We start from the raw sequence: 17798 nt of genomic DNA on the forward strand, positions 1-17798 counted from the left end.
CGGCAACTCGGACTGGCTGCCCCCGGACGCCGCCGCGGCCGTCGGCGGGAGCTGGAACAACCCGCGCTTCGAGGCGGCCCAGGCCCGCTCGGCGCAGCGCGCCGGGGCCGGCACGCCGGTCTGGACCGACCCGCGCGAGACGGGCGAGCTGCCCGACATCTACCTGACGATGGGCCAGACCGCCGAGAACCTGGCCCAGGTCCACGGGGTGACCCGCGAGGACATGGACGCGTTCGGCGTACGGTCGCAGAACCTCGCCGAGCAGGCGATCAAGGACGGCTTCTGGGCCCGCGAGATCACTCCGGTGACCTTGCCCGACGGCACCGTGGTCAGCCAGGACGACGGCCCCCGCGCGGGCGTGACGCTGGAGGGCACCGCCGGGCTCAAGCCGGTGTTCCGCCCCGACGGCCGGATCACCGCGGGCAACTGCTGCCCGCTCAACGACGGCGCGGCGGCAGTCGTGATCATGAGCGGCAGCCGGGCTCGCGAACTGGGCCTCAACCCGCTGGCGCGGATCATCTCGACGGGCGTGACGGCGATGAGCCCCGAGATCATGGGCATCGGCCCGGTCGAGGCGACCCGGCAGGCGCTCAAGCGGGCCGGGATGACCATCGACGACATCGACCTGGCCGAGATCAACGAAGCCTTCGCCGCGCAGGTCATCCCGTCGTACCGGGAGCTGGGCCTGCCGCTGGAGAAGGTGAACGTGATGGGCGGGGCGATCGCCGTCGGCCACCCGTTCGGCATGACCGGCGCCCGCATCACCGGCACGCTGATCAACAACCTGCAGTGGCACGACAAGAGCATCGGCCTGGAGACCATGTGCGTCGGCGGCGGCCAGGGCATGGCGATGATCATCGAGCGCCTCAGCTGACCCACCCCCGCACCTCCCGGCGCGTAAGCGTTGAGAAGGGCACCTTCCTCTACGAATTCCGTTAAGAAGGTGCCCTTCCTTTGTCTCAGGTGAGGGTGTGGCGGAGGGCGGCGATCTCGTCGGCGGCGGCGGCCGTGAGCTCGTGCGGCGGGGAGGCCGCGACGAGGTCGGCCACGACGACCTTCAGCTGGTCGGGCAAGGCCAGATCGGACAGCCGGGGCACGTCGCGGCGCGGCGTGCCGGTGAGGTCCGCGGCCTGGTCGGCGAAGCGCTGGACCAGTTTGTGCAACTGGTCGCCCTGATCGCGCCAGCGGGCCGGGGTCCAGTGTCCGACCTGGTTGGCCAGGAGGTCGACGGCGCGCGTCAACTGCTCGATGCTCACCCCGCGATTGTCCCGGCCCGGAAAACGGACCGCCGCCCCGGGGGCGTCCCCGGAGCGGCGGTCGTCGGGTGCGCCCGCGCGGGGCGCACCGGTCAGTCTTCCGAGAAGTAGGAGATCAGGCGCAGGATCTCCAGGTAGAGCCAGACCAGCTCGACGAGGATGCCGAACGCGCCCAGCCAGCCGTACTTGCGCGGCAGGCCGGCGGCGATGCCGTCCTCGATCTGCTTGAAGTTGACCACGAACATCAGCGCCGCGACCACGATGCAGACCAGGCTGAAGCCGATGGCGATCGGGCCGCCGTCGCGCAGCGGTCCGACCGAGCCGCTGAACAGGTAGATCACAAAGTTGACCAGCATGACCACGGCGAGACCGGCCGCCGCGCCGATGACGATCTTCATGAACTTCGGGGTGGCCCGAATGATCTTCATCTTGTACAGCGCGGCCATGGCGAGGAACACCGAGAGCGTGGCGATGACCGCCTGCAGCACGATGCCCTCGAAGAAGTACTCGTAGGCCTTGCTGATCAGGCCGAGGAAGACACCCTCGAGCACCGCGTATCCGACGATCACCGCCGCGTTGGTGACCTGGGCGAACGAGATGACCAGGCCGACGATCACGCCGAGGAACATGGACGCGTACAGCACCGGCCGCATGACCTCGAACGGCACCACGTACCAGGCGATCGCCGCGGTCGCCGCGGTCGTCGCGAGCAGGGTCACGGTCTTGACGACGACGTCGTCGATCGTCATCCGGTCGACGTGCCCGGACTGGACGACCTCCGGGTAGCCGCCCTCCGGGTAGCCCGCCGGGGCGCCCTGGCCCGGCACCGAGTACCGGGGCTGCTGCGCCGCCGCACTGATGCGGCTGAGCACCGGGTTGGAACTCTTCACAGCGGGTCTCGCCTCCTCCACAGGGAATGTGCCGACAGAGTAGCGGATCGGCGCACCTGCGGAGATCACGGTTTTTCGCGCCTCCGGCGGGCGGCGGGCAGGGCCGGGAGAACAGGATCACGCGCGACGGTGTCGGAGGTCACCCCCGGCGGCGACGCCGGCCGCGCGCGGAGATGCGGTCGGGACTGGACCGCCCCCTCGAACAATCACCACGCCCGATCCTTAATGAAACCTTATGAAAAGCCTGCGAATTCACGTCGTGACAGGGCGTCCATCGACCGTTACCACGCCTCGTGAAATTCGGAGAGAAAAGCAGGCGACCAGGGGGTGACAGACCGTCGGGCGCTCGCTATGCTCGTCCACAACGCGCTCCAATCGCCCGCTTCCCCCGTGGCAGGCGATCGGAGCGCGTCACTATTTGTGAAGCTTTTCGCCGCGTCTTTCGCGCATCGCCCACCGGGCCGCAGAAACGCCATTCGGCACAACAGCGCGGACCACCGCACAACCTGCTGGTGCCCGGGGCGGGACTCGAACCCGCACGCCTTTCGGCAGTCGCTTTTAAGGCAACCGTGTCTGCCGTTCCACCACCCGGGCGCGTTACGCACGTTGCTGTGCCCTGACACGGTAGCGGTTCGTCCCGGCCCGAAGCACGCCCGTTGTCACTATCCGGAGAACGCGAGCACAGCGGCCGATCGGCCACAGGCGCTCGCGAAGCGCTAGGGTCAAGCGCGTGACGAGCACCGCGCCCGCCCTCACCACCACCCCGGAGAACGCCGAACTGCCTGGCCAACGGGGTGGTGCGGACGCGTCTGCGGCAGGGCGGCCCGCCCGGCGGCACGAGTGGGCCCGCGACGTCCTGGTCGGCCTGGCCTTCCTGGCACTGGCCGGATGGCTCACCCTGGGGCTCTGGCCGGATCCGGAAACCCGCACCCTCGCCCTGAACCCGCCCGACCAGATCCTCTACGAGTGGTTCCTGGCCCACGACACCATGCTGTGGAGCGGCGACTTCTCGCTGGTCACCGACCGGCTGAACGCCCCGTACGGGGTCAACCTGCTCGCCAACACCACGGTCATCCTGCTCGGCGGCCTGCTCGCCCCGGTCACCGCCGCGTTCGGCGCGGCCACCACGTTCGCGCTGCTGGTCGCCCTCAACCTGGCCGGCACCGCCATCGCCTGGTACCTGCTGCTGCACCGCACGCTGGGCGCGAGCCGGATCGCGGCCGCCGTCGGCGCGGCGTTCTGCGGGTTCGCCCCGGGCATGGTCTCGCAGTCCAACAGCCACCTGCACATGACCGCGCAGTGGCTGATCCCGCCGATGCTGTGGTGCGTCGTCGAGCTGGCCCGCGCGGCCCGCTCCGGCACCGCGAGCCCGCGCCGGGTCATCGGCTGCGGCGCGCTCTTCGGCGTACTGGTCAGCCTGCAGGTGTTCATCGGCGAGGAGACCCTGTTCCTCACCGCGCTCGCGCTGGCCGTGGTGACGGTGGCCTACGTGGCGATGACCCGGCCGCCGCGGGCGGTGCTGGCCCGCTTCGCCGCCGGGCTGTCGATCGCCGTCGCGGTCGCCGTCGCGCTGCTGGCGTATCCGCTGTGGGTCCAGTTCAAGGGCCCTCAGTCGGTCTCCGACGGGGTGTTCAGCCCCTTCTACTTCTCCGCCGACCTGGCCGGGTTCACCGCGTTCTCGCCGCTGACGGTGGCCGGCGACGAGGCGGCGGCGAAATTGACCACCGGACCGGCCGAGTACAACACGTTCCTGGGCTGGCCGCTGGTGCTGCTGTCGCTGGGGCTGCTGGTCTGGCAGCGGCGGGACGCGCTCGCGGCGGCCTGCGGCGTGGGCGCGCTGGTGATGTGCTCGCTGGCGCTGGGCCCGCAGGTCATGCTGCACGGCGAGCGCACCCCGCTGCCGGGCCCGTACCGGCTGCTCATGCACCTGCCCGTGGTCGACGGCGCGCTGCCGATGCGCTTCGCGCTGGCCGCGATCCCGCTGCTCGCCGTGTTGCTGGTGCTCGCACTGCGGCGGGCCGGGCAGTCGACGCAGCGCGGCGTGCGCGTCGCGGTCCCCGCGCTGGTCGCCGCGGCGCTGCTGCCGCTGTTCCCGACTCCGCTGCCGACCGCCGACCGGGCCGCCGTGCCGGCGTTCTTCGCCGACGGCCTGTGGCGGCAGTGCGCCACCGACGGCGACGTCATCGTCCCGGTGCCGCTGCCGACCCCGGAGCAGCCCCAGCCGATGCGCTACGCCACCGCGGCGCTGACCGCGTTCGCCCTGCCCGAGGGCTTCTTCATCGGCCCGCACGGGTCGAACGGCAAGGCGACCATGGGCATCGGCAAGCGGACCACGTCCTGGGTGCTGTCCGAGGTGGCCCGGACCGGGGTGGTGCCCGCGATCAACGACGACCACCGCCTGGACGCCCGCAAGGACCTGACCAAGTGGAACGCCGCCTGCGTCGTCCTGTCCCCCGGACACCCCCGCCACGCCGAACTCCAGCGCACCCTGGAAGCCCTCCTCGGCCCCGGCACCCCCTCCGGCGGCGTCCTCTACTGGCCCCGCACCTGGTGACCCGCCGCCCGGCCCTCTCGATCGTCGGACTTGCCGGGCACATGTGCGTATCTTGAGCCCGCTTTCGACCATGTGCCTGGCAAGTCGAACGACCTTGGTGTGATCCGCGACCGCACCGCACGCCCCACGCTGCCACCGGGCGGCGGCTCGCAACGACTCGCGGCCTCCGAGTGCTCGGAGGCCGCGATCATTCGAGAGTTGCGCTGTTTCGACGAAGTCGCCGTGGCGAGTAGGTCAGGGTTGCTGGGTCGGCTGGGTGACCTGGGCGAAGGGGTCCATGGGCTGGTGGAGGGCGCCCAGGGAGACGACTTCGCGCTTGAGGAAGAGGGCCAGGGTCCAGTCGGCGATCACGCGGACCTTGCGGTTCAGCGACGGGATGCGGCTCATGTGGTACGTGCGGTGCATGAACCAGGCGGGCCAGCCCTTGGCCTTGAAGCCGTAGACGTGCGCGACGCCCTTGTGCAGGCCGAGGCTGGCCACCGAGCCGACGTGCTTGTGCCGGTACTCCCGGATGCCCTTGCCGCGCACGGTGGCGATCAGGTTGTCGGCCAGCAGACGCGCCTGGCGCACCGCGTGCTGCGCGCTCGGCGAGCACATCTCGCCCGCGGCGGCGGTCAGGTCGGGCACCGCGGCGCAGTCGCCCGCGCTCCACGCGCCCTCGACGAGGGAGTCCCCGTCGACGACCCGCAGCGTCGGGTCGCAGGTCAGCTTGCCCTGGGCATTGCGCGGCAGGTCGGTCGCGGCGATCATCGGATGCGCCTTCACACCCGCGGTCCACACGATGGTGTCCGCGGCGAACTCGCCGCCGTCGGACAGCTTCACCACGCCGTCGACGCAGGACTCCAGCCGGGTGCCCAGCCGCAGGTCCATGTTGCGCTTGAGCAGCGCCTCGACGGTGTACGCGCCCATCTGCGGCCCGACCTCAGGGAGCACCCGCTGCGTGGCCTCGACCAGCACCCAGTGCATGTCGTCGGCCTTCAGCTCCGGGTAGTAGCGCAGCGCGTCGCGGGCCATGTCCTCCATCTCGCCCAGCGCCTCGACCCCGGCGAAGCCCGCGCCCACGACCACGAAGGTCAGCGCGCGCTGCCGCGTCTGCGGGTCGGTGGTCGCGGCCGCGATGTCCAGGCACTCCAGCACGTGGTTGCGCAGCCAGATGGCCTCACCGATGGTCTTGAAGCCGACCGCGTGCTCACGCAGGCCCGGGATCGGCAGCGTACGGGAGACGCTGCCAGGCGCGACGATGATGTGGTCGTACGGGATCTCCCGGGACGGGCCCACCACCGGCTGCACCGTGGCGACCTTGCGGGAGTGCTCGACCTTCGTCACCGCCCCGTGCACGATGTTGCAGTCGCGCAGCTCCCGGCGCAGCGGCACGACGGTGTGCCGGGGGGAGATGTTGCCGGCCGCGGCCTCGGGGAGGAACGGCTGGTACGTCATGTGCGGCTGCGGGTCGACGACCGTGACCTCGGCCTCGGTCGAGCGCAACTTGCTGGACAGGCGCAGGGCGGCGTAGAGGCCGACATGGCCGGCGCCCACCACCAGGATCCGTACAGGCTTCACGCATTCACGCTACCGCCGTGACATCGCCCTGATCAGCGCCGATGCCTGTGATCCCGGACAGCGACGGCCGTCACGCCGCCCTGATCAGGGCCGCCTGCCCAGCCGAGTGAGCAGCGCCACGGCGGCCGCGACCACGGCCAGGCCCACCACGAGCGCCACCGTCGGCGTGGTGATGTACATGCCGGGCAACACCGTCATCAGCAGCACCGCGAGCACCCCGGCCGCGGCCAGCACCAGCCCCGACCGCACCGCCCAGCGCAGCAGCACCTGGTTGTCCACGATCGCGTCGTACGGCAGCACCGCCGCCAGCGCCGCCGCGTTGTGCAGCAGGTAGAGCGCCGCGGCGGTGCCCAGCAGCCGCCCTGTCGACGGCTCGGCCAGGAACAGCATCGTGTCGACGAGCCACATCCCGACCGTGGCCAGCATCACCAGGGTCACCGCCACCCCGCCCGGGGCGAGCGCGGGCACGGCGGCCAGCGCCAGGAAGCCGAGCATCATCCGCGCGGGCAGCCCGCCCGGGGCGGCCAGCAGCAGGCCGGTGAAAGCGGCCACGAAGACCACCCCGCGCACCAGCAGCGGGCCGCCGGTGATCCGGCCCAGGTCTCGGACCTGCGAGAGAAGCTGTTTCATCGCAGCACCGCCTTCGGCGCGGCGGCCAGCCGCGACACGTCCCGCAGCACGGCGTCCAGGCTGCCCGCGCCCGCCCAGGCGACCACCGGCACCCCGTGCTCGGCGAGCTGGCCCATCGTGTTCTCCCGTTCGGCCTTCCACAGCCGGTACGACACGTCGCTCCAGGTGTTCACGGGCGGCGAGGTCAGGTCGGTGGGCAGCGTGTCCACGGCGACCACGAAGCGACCCGAGCGGGCCAGGCCGGCCAGCATAGCCGCCGAGCGGGCGTCCAGCAGCGGCGTCAGCACGACGACCAGCGCCGCCGCCGAGATACCCGCCGCGAGCTGCGCGCCGCCCCGCTCCTGCGCGGTCGGGCTCGGGTGGGCGTCCAGCAGCCACTCCAGCACCGTCAGGTACTGCCGCCGGCCGCTGGCCGGGCGCAGGCGGCGGGCCTGCGCGCCGTACTCCAGGACCGAGACGCGGTCGCCGCGGTGCAGGTAGTGCTCGGCGATCGCGGCCGCCGCGCGGACGGAGCGGTCCAGCACCGAGGACGCGCCGCCGATGCCGCCGGAGCGGCCCGCGTCGGCCAGCAGGTCCAGCAGGACCACCACCTCGGCGTCACGGTCGGACAGCGTCGCCGCCACATGCAGCCGCTCGGTGCGCAGGGAGACCCGCCAGTCGACGCGGCGCAGCCGGTCACCGGGGCCGAACTGGCGTACGCCCGCCAGCTCACCGCCCTCACCGGGCCGCCGCGAGCGGTGCTGGCCGACCAGGCCCGCCGCCCGGGGCATCGCCTCGTCGGCGTTGAACGGCTCGGTCAGCGGGTACACCTTCACGCCCAGCGCGCCGGTGACCACGGCCCGGCTGACCAGCAGCCCGTCCGCGGCGACCGCATGCGCCGACGCCGGGCCCAGCCAGTGCCGTCCCCAGCGCACCGCGGGACCGGCCAGCTCGACGGCGGTCGCCACGCCCCGGGGCACCAGGGTCACGTAGGGACGGTTGCCACCGCGCCGGGACGGGCCCGCTTCGGCGGCCCCGCCTTCCAGCCGCAGCCAGGGCGAGTGCTGCAGGTGCACCACCGTCAGGTCGTACCCGGTGATGTCGCGGTTCTCCACCTCGACGGTCGCGCCGAGGTCACCGCCCTCGACGGGGAACGACTCGACCGTGGACAGCCGCAGGCCCGGTAGCGTCCGCGGCCGCTTGGCCAGGGCGAACGCCACGCTCAGCGCCAGCGGCGCGGCGAGGATCACCAGGTCCGTGCGGCCCAGCAGCACGGCGGCGACCAGCAGCAGGCCCGCCACCAGCACCGCCCGGCCCAGCGCCCGGGTGGGCGCCCAGTTCTCGCCGGTGTCGGTGGACGCGACGGGCTCCAGGTCGCCCTCGGGGGAGCCTGGCTGGGACATCTCAGCCTCGCAGCCCGGTCGACCGGTACGGCGGGTCCAGCAGCTCGTCCTCTAACTCCGCCAGCCGCCGCCCGGGGGCCGGCTGGCGGCCTGCCGCCGCGTGGCTCGGCAGCGCGCCGCTGACCGGGGCCGGCGTCGCGGCGAGCACCTCGGCCACCACGGAGACCGGGTCGATGCGCTTGAGCCACATCTCCGGCCGCAGCGTGATCCGGTGCGCCAGCGCGGGCAGCGCGACCGCCTTCACGTCCTCCGGGATGACGTAGTCGCGCCCGGCGAGCGCCGCGCGGGCCCGGGACAGCAGCAGCAGGGCCAGCGAGCCGCGCGGCGACGAGCCGACCAGCACCGCGGGGTGCTCGCGGGTGGCCGCGGCCAGCGCCACCAGGTAGCGGCAGATGGAGTCCTCGACCTCGATCTGCTCCAGCCCGGCCTGCATACGCAGCAGCGTGGCCGCGTCGACGACCGGCTCGACCTCGGACTCCTCCTGGCGGCGCACCATGCGCCGGCGCAGCACGTTCAGCTCCTCGTCGGCCTCCGGGTAGCCGAACGACACGCGCAGCATGAAGCGGTCCAGCTGCGCCTCGGGCAGCGGGTAGGTGCCCTCGTACTCGATCGGGTTGGCGGTGGCCAGCACGTGGAACGGGGCCTCCAGGCGGTACGTCACGCCCTCGACGGAGACCTGCTTCTCCTGCATCGCCTCCAGCAGCGCCGCCTGCGTCTTCGGCGGCGTGCGGTTGATCTCGTCGGCGAGCAGCAGGTTCGTGAAGACCGGGCCGGCCCGGAAGGTGAAGTCGTGGGTGCGCTGGTCGTACAGGAACGAGCCGGTGACGTCGGCGGGCAGCAGGTCGGGGGTGAACTGCAGGCGGCGGAAGTCCAGGCCCAGCGCCTGGGCGAAGGTGCGCGCGGTGAGTGTCTTGCCCAGGCCGGGCAGGTCCTCCAGCAGCACATGGCCACCGGCGAGGATGCCCGCCAGCACCAGCTCCAGCGAATCGCGCTTGCCCACCATCACGGTGCCGACCCGGTCGAGCACCTGCTGGGCGAGACGGCCCACCTCAGCGGCGGGGATCGGTTGCATGCTCACAGTTTCTCCAAGGCATTGACGATCACATCGAGTTCGCGAGGGCTGGGCGGGCGCTTGGCCGGCACCGTGAGGAGCGTCCAGAGCGGATCACCGAGCAGCCTACGCGCGCGTTCGGGCTCGGTCGCGCGGTTCACGCCGTGGCGCTGGCGCAGCCGCTCGTCGACCACCTCGGCCAGGCGCGGCTGCACCCGGCGCTGGAAACGGGCGGCGTCGGTGTGGCTCCACTCCAGGATGGTCTCCCAGCGGGCCACCGCCAGCCGCAGCCCGTCGGTGACCTCGGACTGGTCGTCGGCGACGGCCCGGCCCGCGCGCCGGGGCGGCAGCGGTGCCTTGAGGGAGCGGGCCATCCGCCACACCCCCACCACGGTCAGCGCCACCGCGAAGACCAGCGGCAACGACATCTCCAGGCTGAACACCTGCAGCGTGATCCAGCCCGCGGCGGTCCAGGCGACGGCGAAGCCGAGCAGGCTCAGCCAGCGGGTCGCCCTCGGACGGGGTGGGCGGGCCGCGACCGGCCCCTCCGGCCGGCTGAAGCCGCCGAGCAGGTCACCCAGGGTCGCGCCCTCGTCGACGTCACCGTCCACGAAGTCGTCGTGCTCGCTCATGCCCCCTCCTCGCTGCGCTCGTCAGGGGCATGTCCAGTGCTCATGATTCGCTTGCGAAGCCCGCTCATGCTTTCACCTCGCCGCGGGTGCCGGCGGTCAGTTCGTCGCGCAGGCGGTGCAGGGAGGCCCTGGCCTGCAGGCGCATGTCGTCGTCGACGCGGTGGGTGGCGTAGCGGGCGCGGCGGTACACGTCGGCGAAGCCGTTGAGCACGCCGGCGTCCAGGCGGCGGCGGTGCAGCATGCGTACGACCAGGTCGGTGGCAGTGTCGTCGGGCAGGCGCGGCACGCCCGCCGCGGCGGCGGCCTGCTCCAGCCGCACCCAGCAGGCGATGACGGCGGTACGCGGATCGGCGGCGTCGTCGTCGAGGTCGAGCAGGCCCGCGTCCAGTGCCGCGACGACCTCCTCCTCATCGGTCAGCTGGGCGATGCGCACCGGCGGCTTCTCCCGGATGGCCCGGCGGCGGAACTTCGTGGTGGACTTCGCGGCGGCCTTGAGCAGCACGATCAGCACGGCCGCACCGATGGCGAGGAGCACCGCCAGCCCGACCACGCCCAGCCAGCCGGTGTCGGCGGCCTCCTCCGGCGGCGCGGACGGCGACGGGGTGGGGGTGCGCGGCGACGGCGAGGCGGTCGGGGTGGGGTTCGGCGACGCGGACTGCTCCGGCGCGGCCCGGCCGATCGGCAGCACCGAGACCGAGGCCGTCGCGGCCGCGAGCATCAGCAGCGCGGCCACGGCCAGCAACGGCCACCAGCGACGCAACGCTCCCATGTTCCCCGCTCCGATTTTCGCTTCTGCCCGGCGGCGTCAGGTCGCGGCCCGACGCGGTCGAGGTCGACTCAGTCGAGGCCGGCGAGGTGCCGGGCCTGGCTCAGCACGTCGTCCAGCATGGCGGGTGTGAGCCGCCCGGTAAAGGTGTTCTGCTGGCTGACGTGGTACGAGCCGAGCAGTGCCGGTCCGCGCGACGAGCTGCCGGCGCCGCCCTCCGGGAGGAAGACGGCCCCGTGCCCGAACTTCGGACGCGGCACCGGCGGCTTGACGCCGTACACCGTGGACAGCGTAGGCCACCATGCCGCCCACGCGAACGCGCCGAGCGCGATCACCACCCGCAGAGTCGGCCGCAGCAGCGTGACCTCGCGATGCAGCCAGGGCGCGCAGGTGTCGCGCTCGACCGGCGTCGGCTTGTTGTCCGGGGGTGCGCAGCGCACCGCGGCCGCGATGCGCACGTCGCTCAGGTGCAGCCCGTCGTCGCGGGACACGCTGGTGGGCTGGTTGGCCAGGCCTGCCCGGTGCAGCGCGGCGAACAGCACGTCGCCGCTGCGGTCACCGGTGAAGATGCGCCCGGTGCGGTTGCCGCCGTGCGCCGCCGGGGCCAGCCCGAGGATGAGGATGCGGGCGTCGGCCGCCCCGAAACCGGGGACCGGGCGGCCCCAGTACTCCTCGTCGCGGAACGCGGCCCGCTTGGTCGCGGCGACCTCCTCCCGCCACGCCACCAGCCGGGGGCACAGGCGGCAGCGGGAGACCTCCTCGTCGAGCGCGGCCAGCTCGGCCGCGCGCGAGGACCGGCGGCCGGCCGTCCCGGCGGACCGCCGGGACGAGCCGTCTGCCGAGGTCACAGCTTGGTGCGCAGCAGCTCCACCGTGCGCGCCCAGGCGCTGGCCGCCGCCGAGGCGTTGTACACCTCAGGCCGGTCGTCGTTGACGAACGCGTGGTGGGTGCCGGGGTAGTCGTGCACGACGCAGGTGCCGCCGGCCTCCTCGATGGCGGCGCGGGCGGTCTTGATGCCGGGCGCGGCGGAGGTGCCGTCCTCCTCGCTGCAGTGGATCATCGCGGTCTTGCCCTGGTAGTTCGACCACTGCGGGGCCATGCGCTCCCACGGCAGCGCCGGGTAGAAGCCGACCGCGGCCGTGATCTCGTCACTGACCGTGGCGGACCACAGCGCCAGGCTGCCGCCCATGCAGAAGCCGACCGCGCCCACGCCACCCGTGGTCTCCGGCCGCCCGGCCAGGTATCGCGCGGCTCCCGCGATGTCCTTCGCGGCCTGGTCCATGGCCAGGCCCATCATCAGCTTGCCGGCCTCGTCGGGCTCGGTGGTGTGCGCGCCGTGGTACAGGTCGGGCGCGAGCGCCACGAACCCGGCCTCGGCGAACCGGTCGGCCAGCGAGATGATGTGCGGGACCAGCCCCCACCACTCCTGGATCACGATGACCGCGGGTCCACTGCCGCTCTTGGGCAGCGCGAGGTAGCCCTCACTGGTCCCCCCGTTGCTGGGGTAATCCACCATTTCACCCATTGGTCGTCCTCCTGACGGTCAGTCGTCATTGGCTGGTCGCACAGTCGTGGCGTTCCGGGTAGCCAACCACACCGGACGGTACCGGGGAAGACAACGGCGGCGTGGCGAAAGTTACGACTTATGGTCGTAACTCACCACGCCGCCGCAGAAGTGATATAGCGGGCGCGAGCTCAGCTCACTTGGCAGACAGGCAGAGGAACTTGCCCGTGGTCTTGCCCTGCTCGATGATCGAGAACCAGGAGGTCGCGTCCGGCCACTGGCCGCAGCCCGTCGCCGACTCGGCCTGGGTCGCGTTGACGCCCTCCAGCACACCCAGCACCTTGTACTTGGCCTCCGCCGAGTCGCAGCCGACGACCTTCATGTCGTCGGCGTCGGCCGCCTCGGTGATGCAGTCGCCGGCCTTGGCGATGTCGGTGTCACCGCTGAGGTACTTGTACGCCAGACCGCCACCCAGCACGACCACCGCGACGACGATGTAGCCGAGGATCTTCTTGCCGACCCCGGCCGCGACGGACTTGGCGCCCGAGGGCTCCGTCGTGGTCTCCTGGACCGCCGGGGTTACCTGCTCGCTCATGTGTTTCTTTCCTTCCGAGGGGTGCCCTCGTCCGGAACGGGTCGCGGCGGGGGCGTCTCGTCTCACGTGCCGTCACGGAGACCGCGTTACCTTAGCGTTGGCTGTGAATCTTCGCGACCTGGTTGCCGGACACCCCCGGCATGCGGTACGGAAGGACGGGCAGTGCCGCCGGTTCAGCGCCGGGGGATCCTCCGTTCAGCGACGGAGGATCCTGCTCCGTGACACCGGCCGCTCACTTCTTGATCTGCTCCAGGCACCACACGTTGCCCCGGCCGCCCTTCCGGCCGATCCAGATCACGTACTCCGTCGTGGGGTACGCGTTGCAGGCGCTGTCGGCGTTGAACTCGGTCTCGGTCTTGTCGGCGAGGACCCCGACGACCCGGTTCGCCGCCTCCGCCGAGGTGCAATCGACCACCCGCGCGTTCTCGACGGCGGTGAAGGTGTTCACGCAGTCGCCGACCTTCGCGTTCGCCACGTTGCTCTCAACGGCCTCGACGATGTCCTTGAAGAAGCCACTGACCACGTCCGGCTTCACCGCGAGCACCGCGCCACCCCCGCAGCAACAGAGCAGGAGCACGGCGGCGATGACGATGGCGATGGTCTTTCCGGTCTTACGGCGCGGGGGTGCCGGAGCGACGTATTGCGAGGACGGCACCTGCCGGCCGGGCTGCTCGTACATGGGAAACCTTCGTGATCGAGGGGTGGTGGCGCGGTCATTGTGTCGTGGCCGCCCGTTCTGCACCGCCCCGTCGCCGCGCCGTCCGGCCATTCCCGCAGCCCGCCGGACGGCACCGGCCCCATTCCCCACCGAAAGGACGGCCCTCACGATCCACATCGGGAGGGCCGTCCTGGTCGTTCAGCCGTGCTTCCGGGGCCGTTCACCCGCCCTGCGGACGCTCGGCTCCCATCATTGTCCGGAAGGGCTCGGCCGCGGTGCGGGCGTTCCCGACGGGGTGGCCGCGGGGGTCGCCGCGGAGCCGCTCGGGGACGGCGTGCCCGACGGCGACGGTCCGGTCGACGGGGTGCCGGAGCCCGGCGTCTGCCACGGCACCGGCTCCGGCGACACGGCCACCCAGGGCAGCTGCGGCGCGGTGAGGTCGGGGCAGGACGGGTAGACGACCCGCCACTCCCAGCCCCGCCCGCCCCCACCGGGGCCCTCCCAGCCGAAACGCCGCGCGCAGTATCCGAGCACGACCGGGCTGCCGTCCTGGTCCACCAGGCGCGCGCCCTGGATGATCTGCCCGTCCGGGCCCAGCACGAAGACGTCGTTGACCTGCTGATACGGGTCGCCCACCCAGGATGTCGGCGTCGACTCCTGCCAGGACGAACCCACCAGCCGGTCGTCCGCCGCGACCCACAGTCCCAGGCCGAACACGGCCACCACCGCCGTCGCCGCGCCCAGCGCCACCCGGTCCCGGCGACGGGTCGGCGGGGCCGCCGCGGTACGCCGGCCGAGCCAGATCGAGCCGACCACGAAAGCAGCCAGCACCAGCAGGCCGAGCACGGTGCTGCCCTCGAAGCGGGGCAGCAGGCCCAGCCCGTCGCCGTCGCGCCACAGCTGCGCCACCAGCATCGCGGCCAGCCAGCCGCGCACCACCCACCAGGCGGGGCGCAGCAGGGCCAGGAACTCGCCGAGGCGCTGGTACCCGATGACCGGGCCCAGCCGGCGGTCCAGCCCCGCCCAGCGCGTCCGCGCCCGGGACGCCGCCCGCCCGGCCCAGGCGAACCTCCGGCTGGGACCCCCCGTGTGTCCCAGCGTGGCACGCAGCTCGGCGGCGTACACGCTCGGCGGCCCGAGCCGCTCGGTCAGCGTCACACCGCCGCCCTCGGCCTCGATCTCCGCCGCCACCTCGGCCAGGTGCGCCGGCAGGTCCTCCAGCAGGTCGTTGCGCGCCTGCTCGGGCAGGTCGGCCAGGGCCGCGCCGACCTGCGCGGCATACTGTGCGATCTCGACGCTCATGCCCGTTCCTCGCTTCGCTCGTCGCCGGCATGACCCGGACCCATGATTCGCTCGCGGTGCTCGTTCATGCCGACTCCCTCAGCAGGGTGTTCATCGTGGAGGCGAATTCGCGCCACACGTCGCCGCCCTGTTTGAGCTGGGTGCGGCCGGCCGCGTTGAGCGCGTAGTACTTGCGGTGCGGGCCCTCCTCGGAGGGCACCACGTACGTGGTGAGGTAGCCGGCCGCGAACAGCCGACGCAGGGTGCCGTAGACCGAGGCGTCACCGATCTCGGTCAGCCCGGCGGTGCGCAGGCGGCGGAGGATGTCGTACCCGTAGCCGTCGTCGTCGCGCAGCACGGCGAGCACGGCCAGGTCGAGGACCCCCTTGAGCAGTTGGGTGGTATCCACGCTGAGCACAGTAGTTCGCTATGCACAGTACCGCAAGCAGCGGACTACCCCGTGGCGCGTAATGTGCTGTTCAGCCGCTGATGGAGGCGGCGATGCCGTCGAGGATGTCGTGTTCGGAGACCACGATCTCGGCGAAGCCGGTCTGCCGCATGATCTCCCGCAGGATCAGCCCGCCCGCGATGATCACGTCCACCCGGCCCGGGTGCATCACCGGGATCGCCGCACGCGTGTCGTGGTCCATCGCGGACAGCTCCGCGGCCAGCCGCTCGATCGCCGCGGCGGGCAGCACCGAGTGGTGGATCCGGGCGGGGTCGTAGTGGTCCAGGCCCAGCGCGATACCGGCCAGCGTGGTGACCGTGCCCGCCACCCCGACCAGCGTGGCCGGGCCGGTGCCGACGTGGGCCAGCGCCCGCGCCACCGCGGCGTCGATGTCGGCGGTGGCGGCATCGAGCTGCGCGGGAGTGGGCGGGTCGGCGGGCAGGTGGCGTTCGGTCATGCGTACGCAGCCGATGTCCATGCTGATCGAGCTGTCCACCGCACGGTGGCCCCGGACGAACTCGGTCGAGCCGCCGCCGATGTCCACCACCAGGTAGGGGCCGCTGCCGTCCAGCCCGGTGACCGCGCCCCCGAAGGACAGCGCGGCCTCCTCGGTGCCGGTGATGACCTCGGCGGGCTGCCCGAGCGTGGCGCGCACCATGTCGTGGAAGTCCGCCGCGTTCGCCGCGTCGCGGGTGGCGCTGGTGGCGACCATGCGGACGCGGCTCACCCCGTGCGACTCGATGAGCCCGCGATACTCCGTCAGCGCGACGCGGGTGCGCTCGATCGCGGCCGGGTCGAGGCGGCCGGTGCGGTCCACGCCCGCGCCCAGGCGCACGATGCGCATCAGGCGCTCGACGTCGTGGCCGTTCTCGGTGATCAGCAGGCGGATCGAGTTGGTGCCACAGTCGATCGCGGCGACGGCATCTCCCACGTCACCACCCTACAGGCGTTAAGAAGGTGCCCTTCCTCTACGCATAGCGATAAGAAGGTGCCCTTCCTTTCACAGGTGGAGGAGCATGCGGGTGTTGCCGAGGGTGTTGGGCTTGACGCGTTCCAGGCCGAGGAATTCGGCTACGCCTTCGTCGTAGGAGCGGAGGAGCTGCTCGTAGACGGGTGGGGGGACGGGGGCGCCGTCGATTTCGGTGAAGCCGAAGGAGGCGAAGAAGCGGGTTTCGAAGGTCAGCACGAAGACGCGGCGTACGCCGAGTTCGCGGGCGTCTTCGAGGAGGGCTTCGACGATCTGGTGGCCGACGCGGCGGCCACGCCAGGTCGCGTCCACGGCGACGGTGCGGATCTCGGCGAGGTCCTCCCAGAGCACGTGCAGCGCGCCGCAGCCGACGACCCCGCCGTCGTCGTCGACGGCCACCCGGAACTCCGGCACGTCCTCGTATATCGCGACGGTGGCCTTGCTCAGCAGGCGGCGCTCACCGCTGTACGTGTCGATCAGGCGGCGGATGCCGCGCACGTCGGCGGTGCGGGCCTTGCGTACGGTCAGCTCACTCAACGCAGGGACCCGCCGTCCACCAGGGCTCGACCAGGTCGATCACCTCGTCGCCGAACGGGTTCACGCCCGGACCGGCGGCCAGCGCGTGGCCCAGGTGCACGTGCAGGCACTTGACCCGGTCGGGCATGCCGCCCGCGGAGACGTTCTCGATCTCCGGCACGTTCCCGATCGCCTCGCGGCGGGTCAGGTAGTCCTCGTGCGCCTTCAGGTAGGCCGCGCGCAGCTCCGGATCGGTGCGCAGCTGCTCGTTCATCTCCTTCATCAGCCCGGCCGACTCCAGGCGGCTGCACTCCGCGGTCGCCCGCGGGCAGGTCAGGTAGAACAGCGTCGGGAAGGGAGTGCCGTCGGGCAGCCGGGGCACCGTCTCCACCACGTCGGGTTTGCCGCACGGGCAGCGGTGCGCCACCGCCCGGGTGCCGCGCGTGGGGCGGCCGAGCTGGGCGCGGACCGCGGCGAGATCGGACTCGGTCGCCTCCTGCCGCGTCGGCGCCGGCACGAGGTCGCGATCCATGGGTGCTCCTAGTTCTTCTGCTCCGGCTCCGGGTCCAGACGGGTCCAGAGCTTGCCGTACCAGCTGTCGGGCTCGGCGGGCGGCGGCGGTTTCGGGGTCTGGTCCTGGTCGGTCCTGCCGTCCGGGTCCCAGATCGGGATCAGCGGGGTCTGCCCCGGGGAGACCCAGAAGAAGCGGCGGCGGACCTGAGCCTTGATGTACTCGTCGTCCTTCCACTTCTCGGCCTGCCGCTCCAGCCCGGCGATGCGCTCCTGCTGCTCCAGCTGCGACTGCCGCATCGCCTCGATCTCGGCGAGCTGGGTGAGGTAGACGCGCACCGGGTAGGCGTAGCCCAGCGCCAGCGCCGCGAGGATCACCAGCAGCGCGGTGGCCCGGCCGGTGAGGCCGTGCGGGTTCGGGGCGCTGGTGCGCTTGGCCGCTCCGGCGGCGGCGGCGCGGCGGGCGGCGGCGGGACGGCTCTGTGAACGCTCGCCCTCACGGGTGCGGACGGAGGCGGTGCCGCGGGCGCTGCCTCGGGCGCCGCCCTGGGGGCGGCGCACCGGCCCCTGCCCTCCAGGCTGTCGCCGCTGCATCACC

Annotated in this window: 20 protein-coding genes and 1 tRNA gene; 2 read left to right on the forward strand and 19 right to left on the reverse strand. The window is 72.3% G+C overall.

Annotated features, from left to right (window positions below; all coding sequences use genetic code 11):
* Window positions 1–874 (forward strand): acetyl-CoA C-acyltransferase (locus AB0B35_RS38905; RefSeq protein WP_361055995.1); only part of this gene is annotated, 874 nt, incomplete at its 5' end.
* An 85-nt stretch (window positions 875–959) separates the two neighbouring features.
* Here the strand turns inward: AB0B35_RS38905 and AB0B35_RS38910 are convergent.
* The 3 genes from AB0B35_RS38910 to AB0B35_RS38920 all read right to left on the reverse strand — a co-directional run bounded on the left by AB0B35_RS38910 (window position 960) and on the right by AB0B35_RS38920 (window position 2740).
* Window positions 960–1256, reverse strand: a complete 297-nt coding sequence (locus tag AB0B35_RS38910) for a hypothetical protein (protein ID WP_361055998.1) — start codon at window positions 1254–1256, stop codon at window positions 960–962.
* 92 nt (window positions 1257–1348) lie between these two features.
* A complete protein-coding gene (locus AB0B35_RS38915; RefSeq protein ID WP_361056001.1) occupies window positions 1349–2146 on the reverse strand; it encodes a Bax inhibitor-1/YccA family protein in 798 nt (265 codons plus the stop codon).
* A gap of 510 nt (window positions 2147–2656) precedes the next feature.
* Window positions 2657–2740 (reverse strand) — tRNA-Leu (locus tag AB0B35_RS38920).
* A gap of 136 nt (window positions 2741–2876) precedes the next feature.
* Here AB0B35_RS38920 and AB0B35_RS38925 point away from each other — a divergent pair.
* Window positions 2877–4700, forward strand: a complete 1824-nt coding sequence (locus AB0B35_RS38925; RefSeq protein WP_361056004.1) for a hypothetical protein — start codon at window positions 2877–2879, stop codon at window positions 4698–4700.
* Window positions 4701–4934: 234 nt separating this feature from the next.
* Here the strand turns inward: AB0B35_RS38925 and AB0B35_RS38930 are convergent, their stop codons facing one another.
* From AB0B35_RS38930 to AB0B35_RS39005, 16 genes are all read right to left on the reverse strand, one after another.
* A complete protein-coding gene (locus tag AB0B35_RS38930) occupies window positions 4935–6260 on the reverse strand; it encodes an NAD(P)/FAD-dependent oxidoreductase (protein ID WP_361056006.1) in 1326 nt (441 codons plus the stop codon).
* Between the two features lie 84 nt (window positions 6261–6344).
* Complete coding sequence (locus AB0B35_RS38935; RefSeq protein WP_361056009.1) at window positions 6345–6890, reverse strand: hypothetical protein; 546 nt, start codon at window positions 6888–6890, stop codon at window positions 6345–6347.
* Window positions 6887–8272, reverse strand: coding sequence for a DUF58 domain-containing protein (locus tag AB0B35_RS38940; RefSeq protein WP_360521996.1), 1386 nt, complete (start codon window positions 8270–8272; stop codon window positions 6887–6889). The genes AB0B35_RS38935 and AB0B35_RS38940 overlap by 4 nt, the downstream gene beginning before the upstream one ends.
* A gap of 1 nt (window position 8273) precedes the next feature.
* The gene (locus AB0B35_RS38945) at window positions 8274–9344 is read right to left on the reverse strand and encodes a MoxR family ATPase (RefSeq protein WP_360522910.1); all 1071 of its coding nucleotides are present in this window, start codon (window positions 9342–9344) and stop codon (window positions 8274–8276) included.
* Between the two features lie 2 nt (window positions 9345–9346).
* On the reverse strand, window positions 9347–9955 hold the full coding sequence (locus AB0B35_RS38950) for a hypothetical protein (protein ID WP_361056012.1): 609 nt from the start codon (window positions 9953–9955) through the stop codon (window positions 9347–9349).
* Window positions 9956–10019: 64 nt separating this feature from the next.
* A complete protein-coding gene (locus AB0B35_RS38955) occupies window positions 10020–10724 on the reverse strand; it encodes a DUF4129 domain-containing protein (protein WP_361056015.1) in 705 nt (234 codons plus the stop codon).
* A gap of 68 nt (window positions 10725–10792) precedes the next feature.
* Window positions 10793–11569, reverse strand: a complete 777-nt coding sequence (locus AB0B35_RS38960; protein WP_361056018.1) for a uracil-DNA glycosylase — start codon at window positions 11567–11569, stop codon at window positions 10793–10795.
* Window positions 11566–12246: a dienelactone hydrolase family protein gene (locus AB0B35_RS38965; protein ID WP_360521987.1), complete on the reverse strand. Its 681-nt coding sequence runs from the start codon at window positions 12244–12246 to the stop codon at window positions 11566–11568. Before AB0B35_RS38965 ends, AB0B35_RS38960 begins: the two co-directional genes overlap by 4 nt.
* Before the next feature lie 175 nt (window positions 12247–12421).
* On the reverse strand, window positions 12422–12820 hold the full coding sequence (locus AB0B35_RS38970) for a hypothetical protein (RefSeq protein ID WP_361056021.1): 399 nt from the start codon (window positions 12818–12820) through the stop codon (window positions 12422–12424).
* Window positions 12821–13052: 232 nt separating this feature from the next.
* Entirely contained in the window at window positions 13053–13499 is a 447-nt protein-coding gene (locus AB0B35_RS38975; protein ID WP_361056024.1) for a hypothetical protein, read from the reverse strand.
* A 228-nt stretch (window positions 13500–13727) separates the two neighbouring features.
* Window positions 13728–14780, reverse strand: a complete 1053-nt coding sequence (locus AB0B35_RS38980) for a hypothetical protein (protein ID WP_361056027.1) — start codon at window positions 14778–14780, stop codon at window positions 13728–13730.
* Between the two features lie 64 nt (window positions 14781–14844).
* Window positions 14845–15168 carry a PadR family transcriptional regulator gene (locus AB0B35_RS38985; RefSeq protein WP_361056029.1) on the reverse strand — a complete coding sequence of 108 codons (324 nt, stop codon included), beginning with the start codon at window positions 15166–15168 and terminating at the stop codon, window positions 14845–14847.
* A gap of 70 nt (window positions 15169–15238) precedes the next feature.
* Window positions 15239–16138, reverse strand: coding sequence for a Ppx/GppA phosphatase family protein (locus tag AB0B35_RS38990; RefSeq protein WP_361056032.1), 900 nt, complete (start codon window positions 16136–16138; stop codon window positions 15239–15241).
* Window positions 16139–16207: 69 nt separating this feature from the next.
* Entirely contained in the window at window positions 16208–16711 is a 504-nt protein-coding gene (locus AB0B35_RS38995; protein WP_361056035.1) for an amino-acid N-acetyltransferase, read from the reverse strand.
* The gene (locus tag AB0B35_RS39000) at window positions 16704–17222 is read right to left on the reverse strand and encodes a DUF501 domain-containing protein (RefSeq protein WP_360521969.1); all 519 of its coding nucleotides are present in this window, start codon (window positions 17220–17222) and stop codon (window positions 16704–16706) included. Before AB0B35_RS39000 ends, AB0B35_RS38995 begins: the two co-directional genes overlap by 8 nt.
* An 8-nt stretch (window positions 17223–17230) precedes the next feature.
* Window positions 17231–17794 carry a septum formation initiator family protein gene (locus AB0B35_RS39005; protein ID WP_361056038.1) on the reverse strand — a complete coding sequence of 188 codons (564 nt, stop codon included), beginning with the start codon at window positions 17792–17794 and terminating at the stop codon, window positions 17231–17233.
* Window positions 17795–17798 lie beyond the last annotated feature (4 nt).

This window comes from Catellatospora sp. NPDC049133 (assembly GCF_040648455.1).
In the GTDB taxonomy this organism is placed as follows: Bacteria; Actinomycetota; Actinomycetes; order Mycobacteriales; family Micromonosporaceae; genus Catellatospora; species Catellatospora aurea.

What these genes read in the sequence shown, in the direction of transcription:
- AB0B35_RS38935 (WP_361056009.1), bottom strand. Translation starts at nt 6,890, where the DNA reads ATGAAACAGCTTCTCTCGCAGGTCCGAGACCTGGGCCGGATCACCGGC.
- AB0B35_RS38940 (WP_360521996.1), bottom strand. Translation starts at nt 8,272, where the DNA reads ATGTCCCAGCCAGGCTCCCCCGAGGGCGACCTGGAGCCCGTCGCGTCC.
- AB0B35_RS38945 (WP_360522910.1), bottom strand. Translation starts at nt 9,344, where the DNA reads ATGCAACCGATCCCCGCCGCTGAGGTGGGCCGTCTCGCCCAGCAGGTG.
- AB0B35_RS38950 (WP_361056012.1), bottom strand. Translation starts at nt 9,955, where the DNA reads ATGAGCGAGCACGACGACTTCGTGGACGGTGACGTCGACGAGGGCGCG.
- AB0B35_RS38955 (WP_361056015.1), bottom strand. Translation starts at nt 10,724, where the DNA reads ATGGGAGCGTTGCGTCGCTGGTGGCCGTTGCTGGCCGTGGCCGCGCTG.
- AB0B35_RS38965 (WP_360521987.1), bottom strand. Translation starts at nt 12,246, where the DNA reads ATGGGTGAAATGGTGGATTACCCCAGCAACGGGGGGACCAGTGAGGGC.
- AB0B35_RS38970 (WP_361056021.1), bottom strand. Translation starts at nt 12,820, where the DNA reads ATGAGCGAGCAGGTAACCCCGGCGGTCCAGGAGACCACGACGGAGCCC.
- AB0B35_RS38975 (WP_361056024.1), bottom strand. Translation starts at nt 13,499, where the DNA reads ATGTACGAGCAGCCCGGCCGGCAGGTGCCGTCCTCGCAATACGTCGCT.
- AB0B35_RS38980 (WP_361056027.1), bottom strand. Translation starts at nt 14,780, where the DNA reads ATGAGCGTCGAGATCGCACAGTATGCCGCGCAGGTCGGCGCGGCCCTG.
- AB0B35_RS39000 (WP_360521969.1), bottom strand. Translation starts at nt 17,222, where the DNA reads ATGGATCGCGACCTCGTGCCGGCGCCGACGCGGCAGGAGGCGACCGAG.
- AB0B35_RS39005 (WP_361056038.1), bottom strand. Translation starts at nt 17,794, where the DNA reads ATGCAGCGGCGACAGCCTGGAGGGCAGGGGCCGGTGCGCCGCCCCCAG.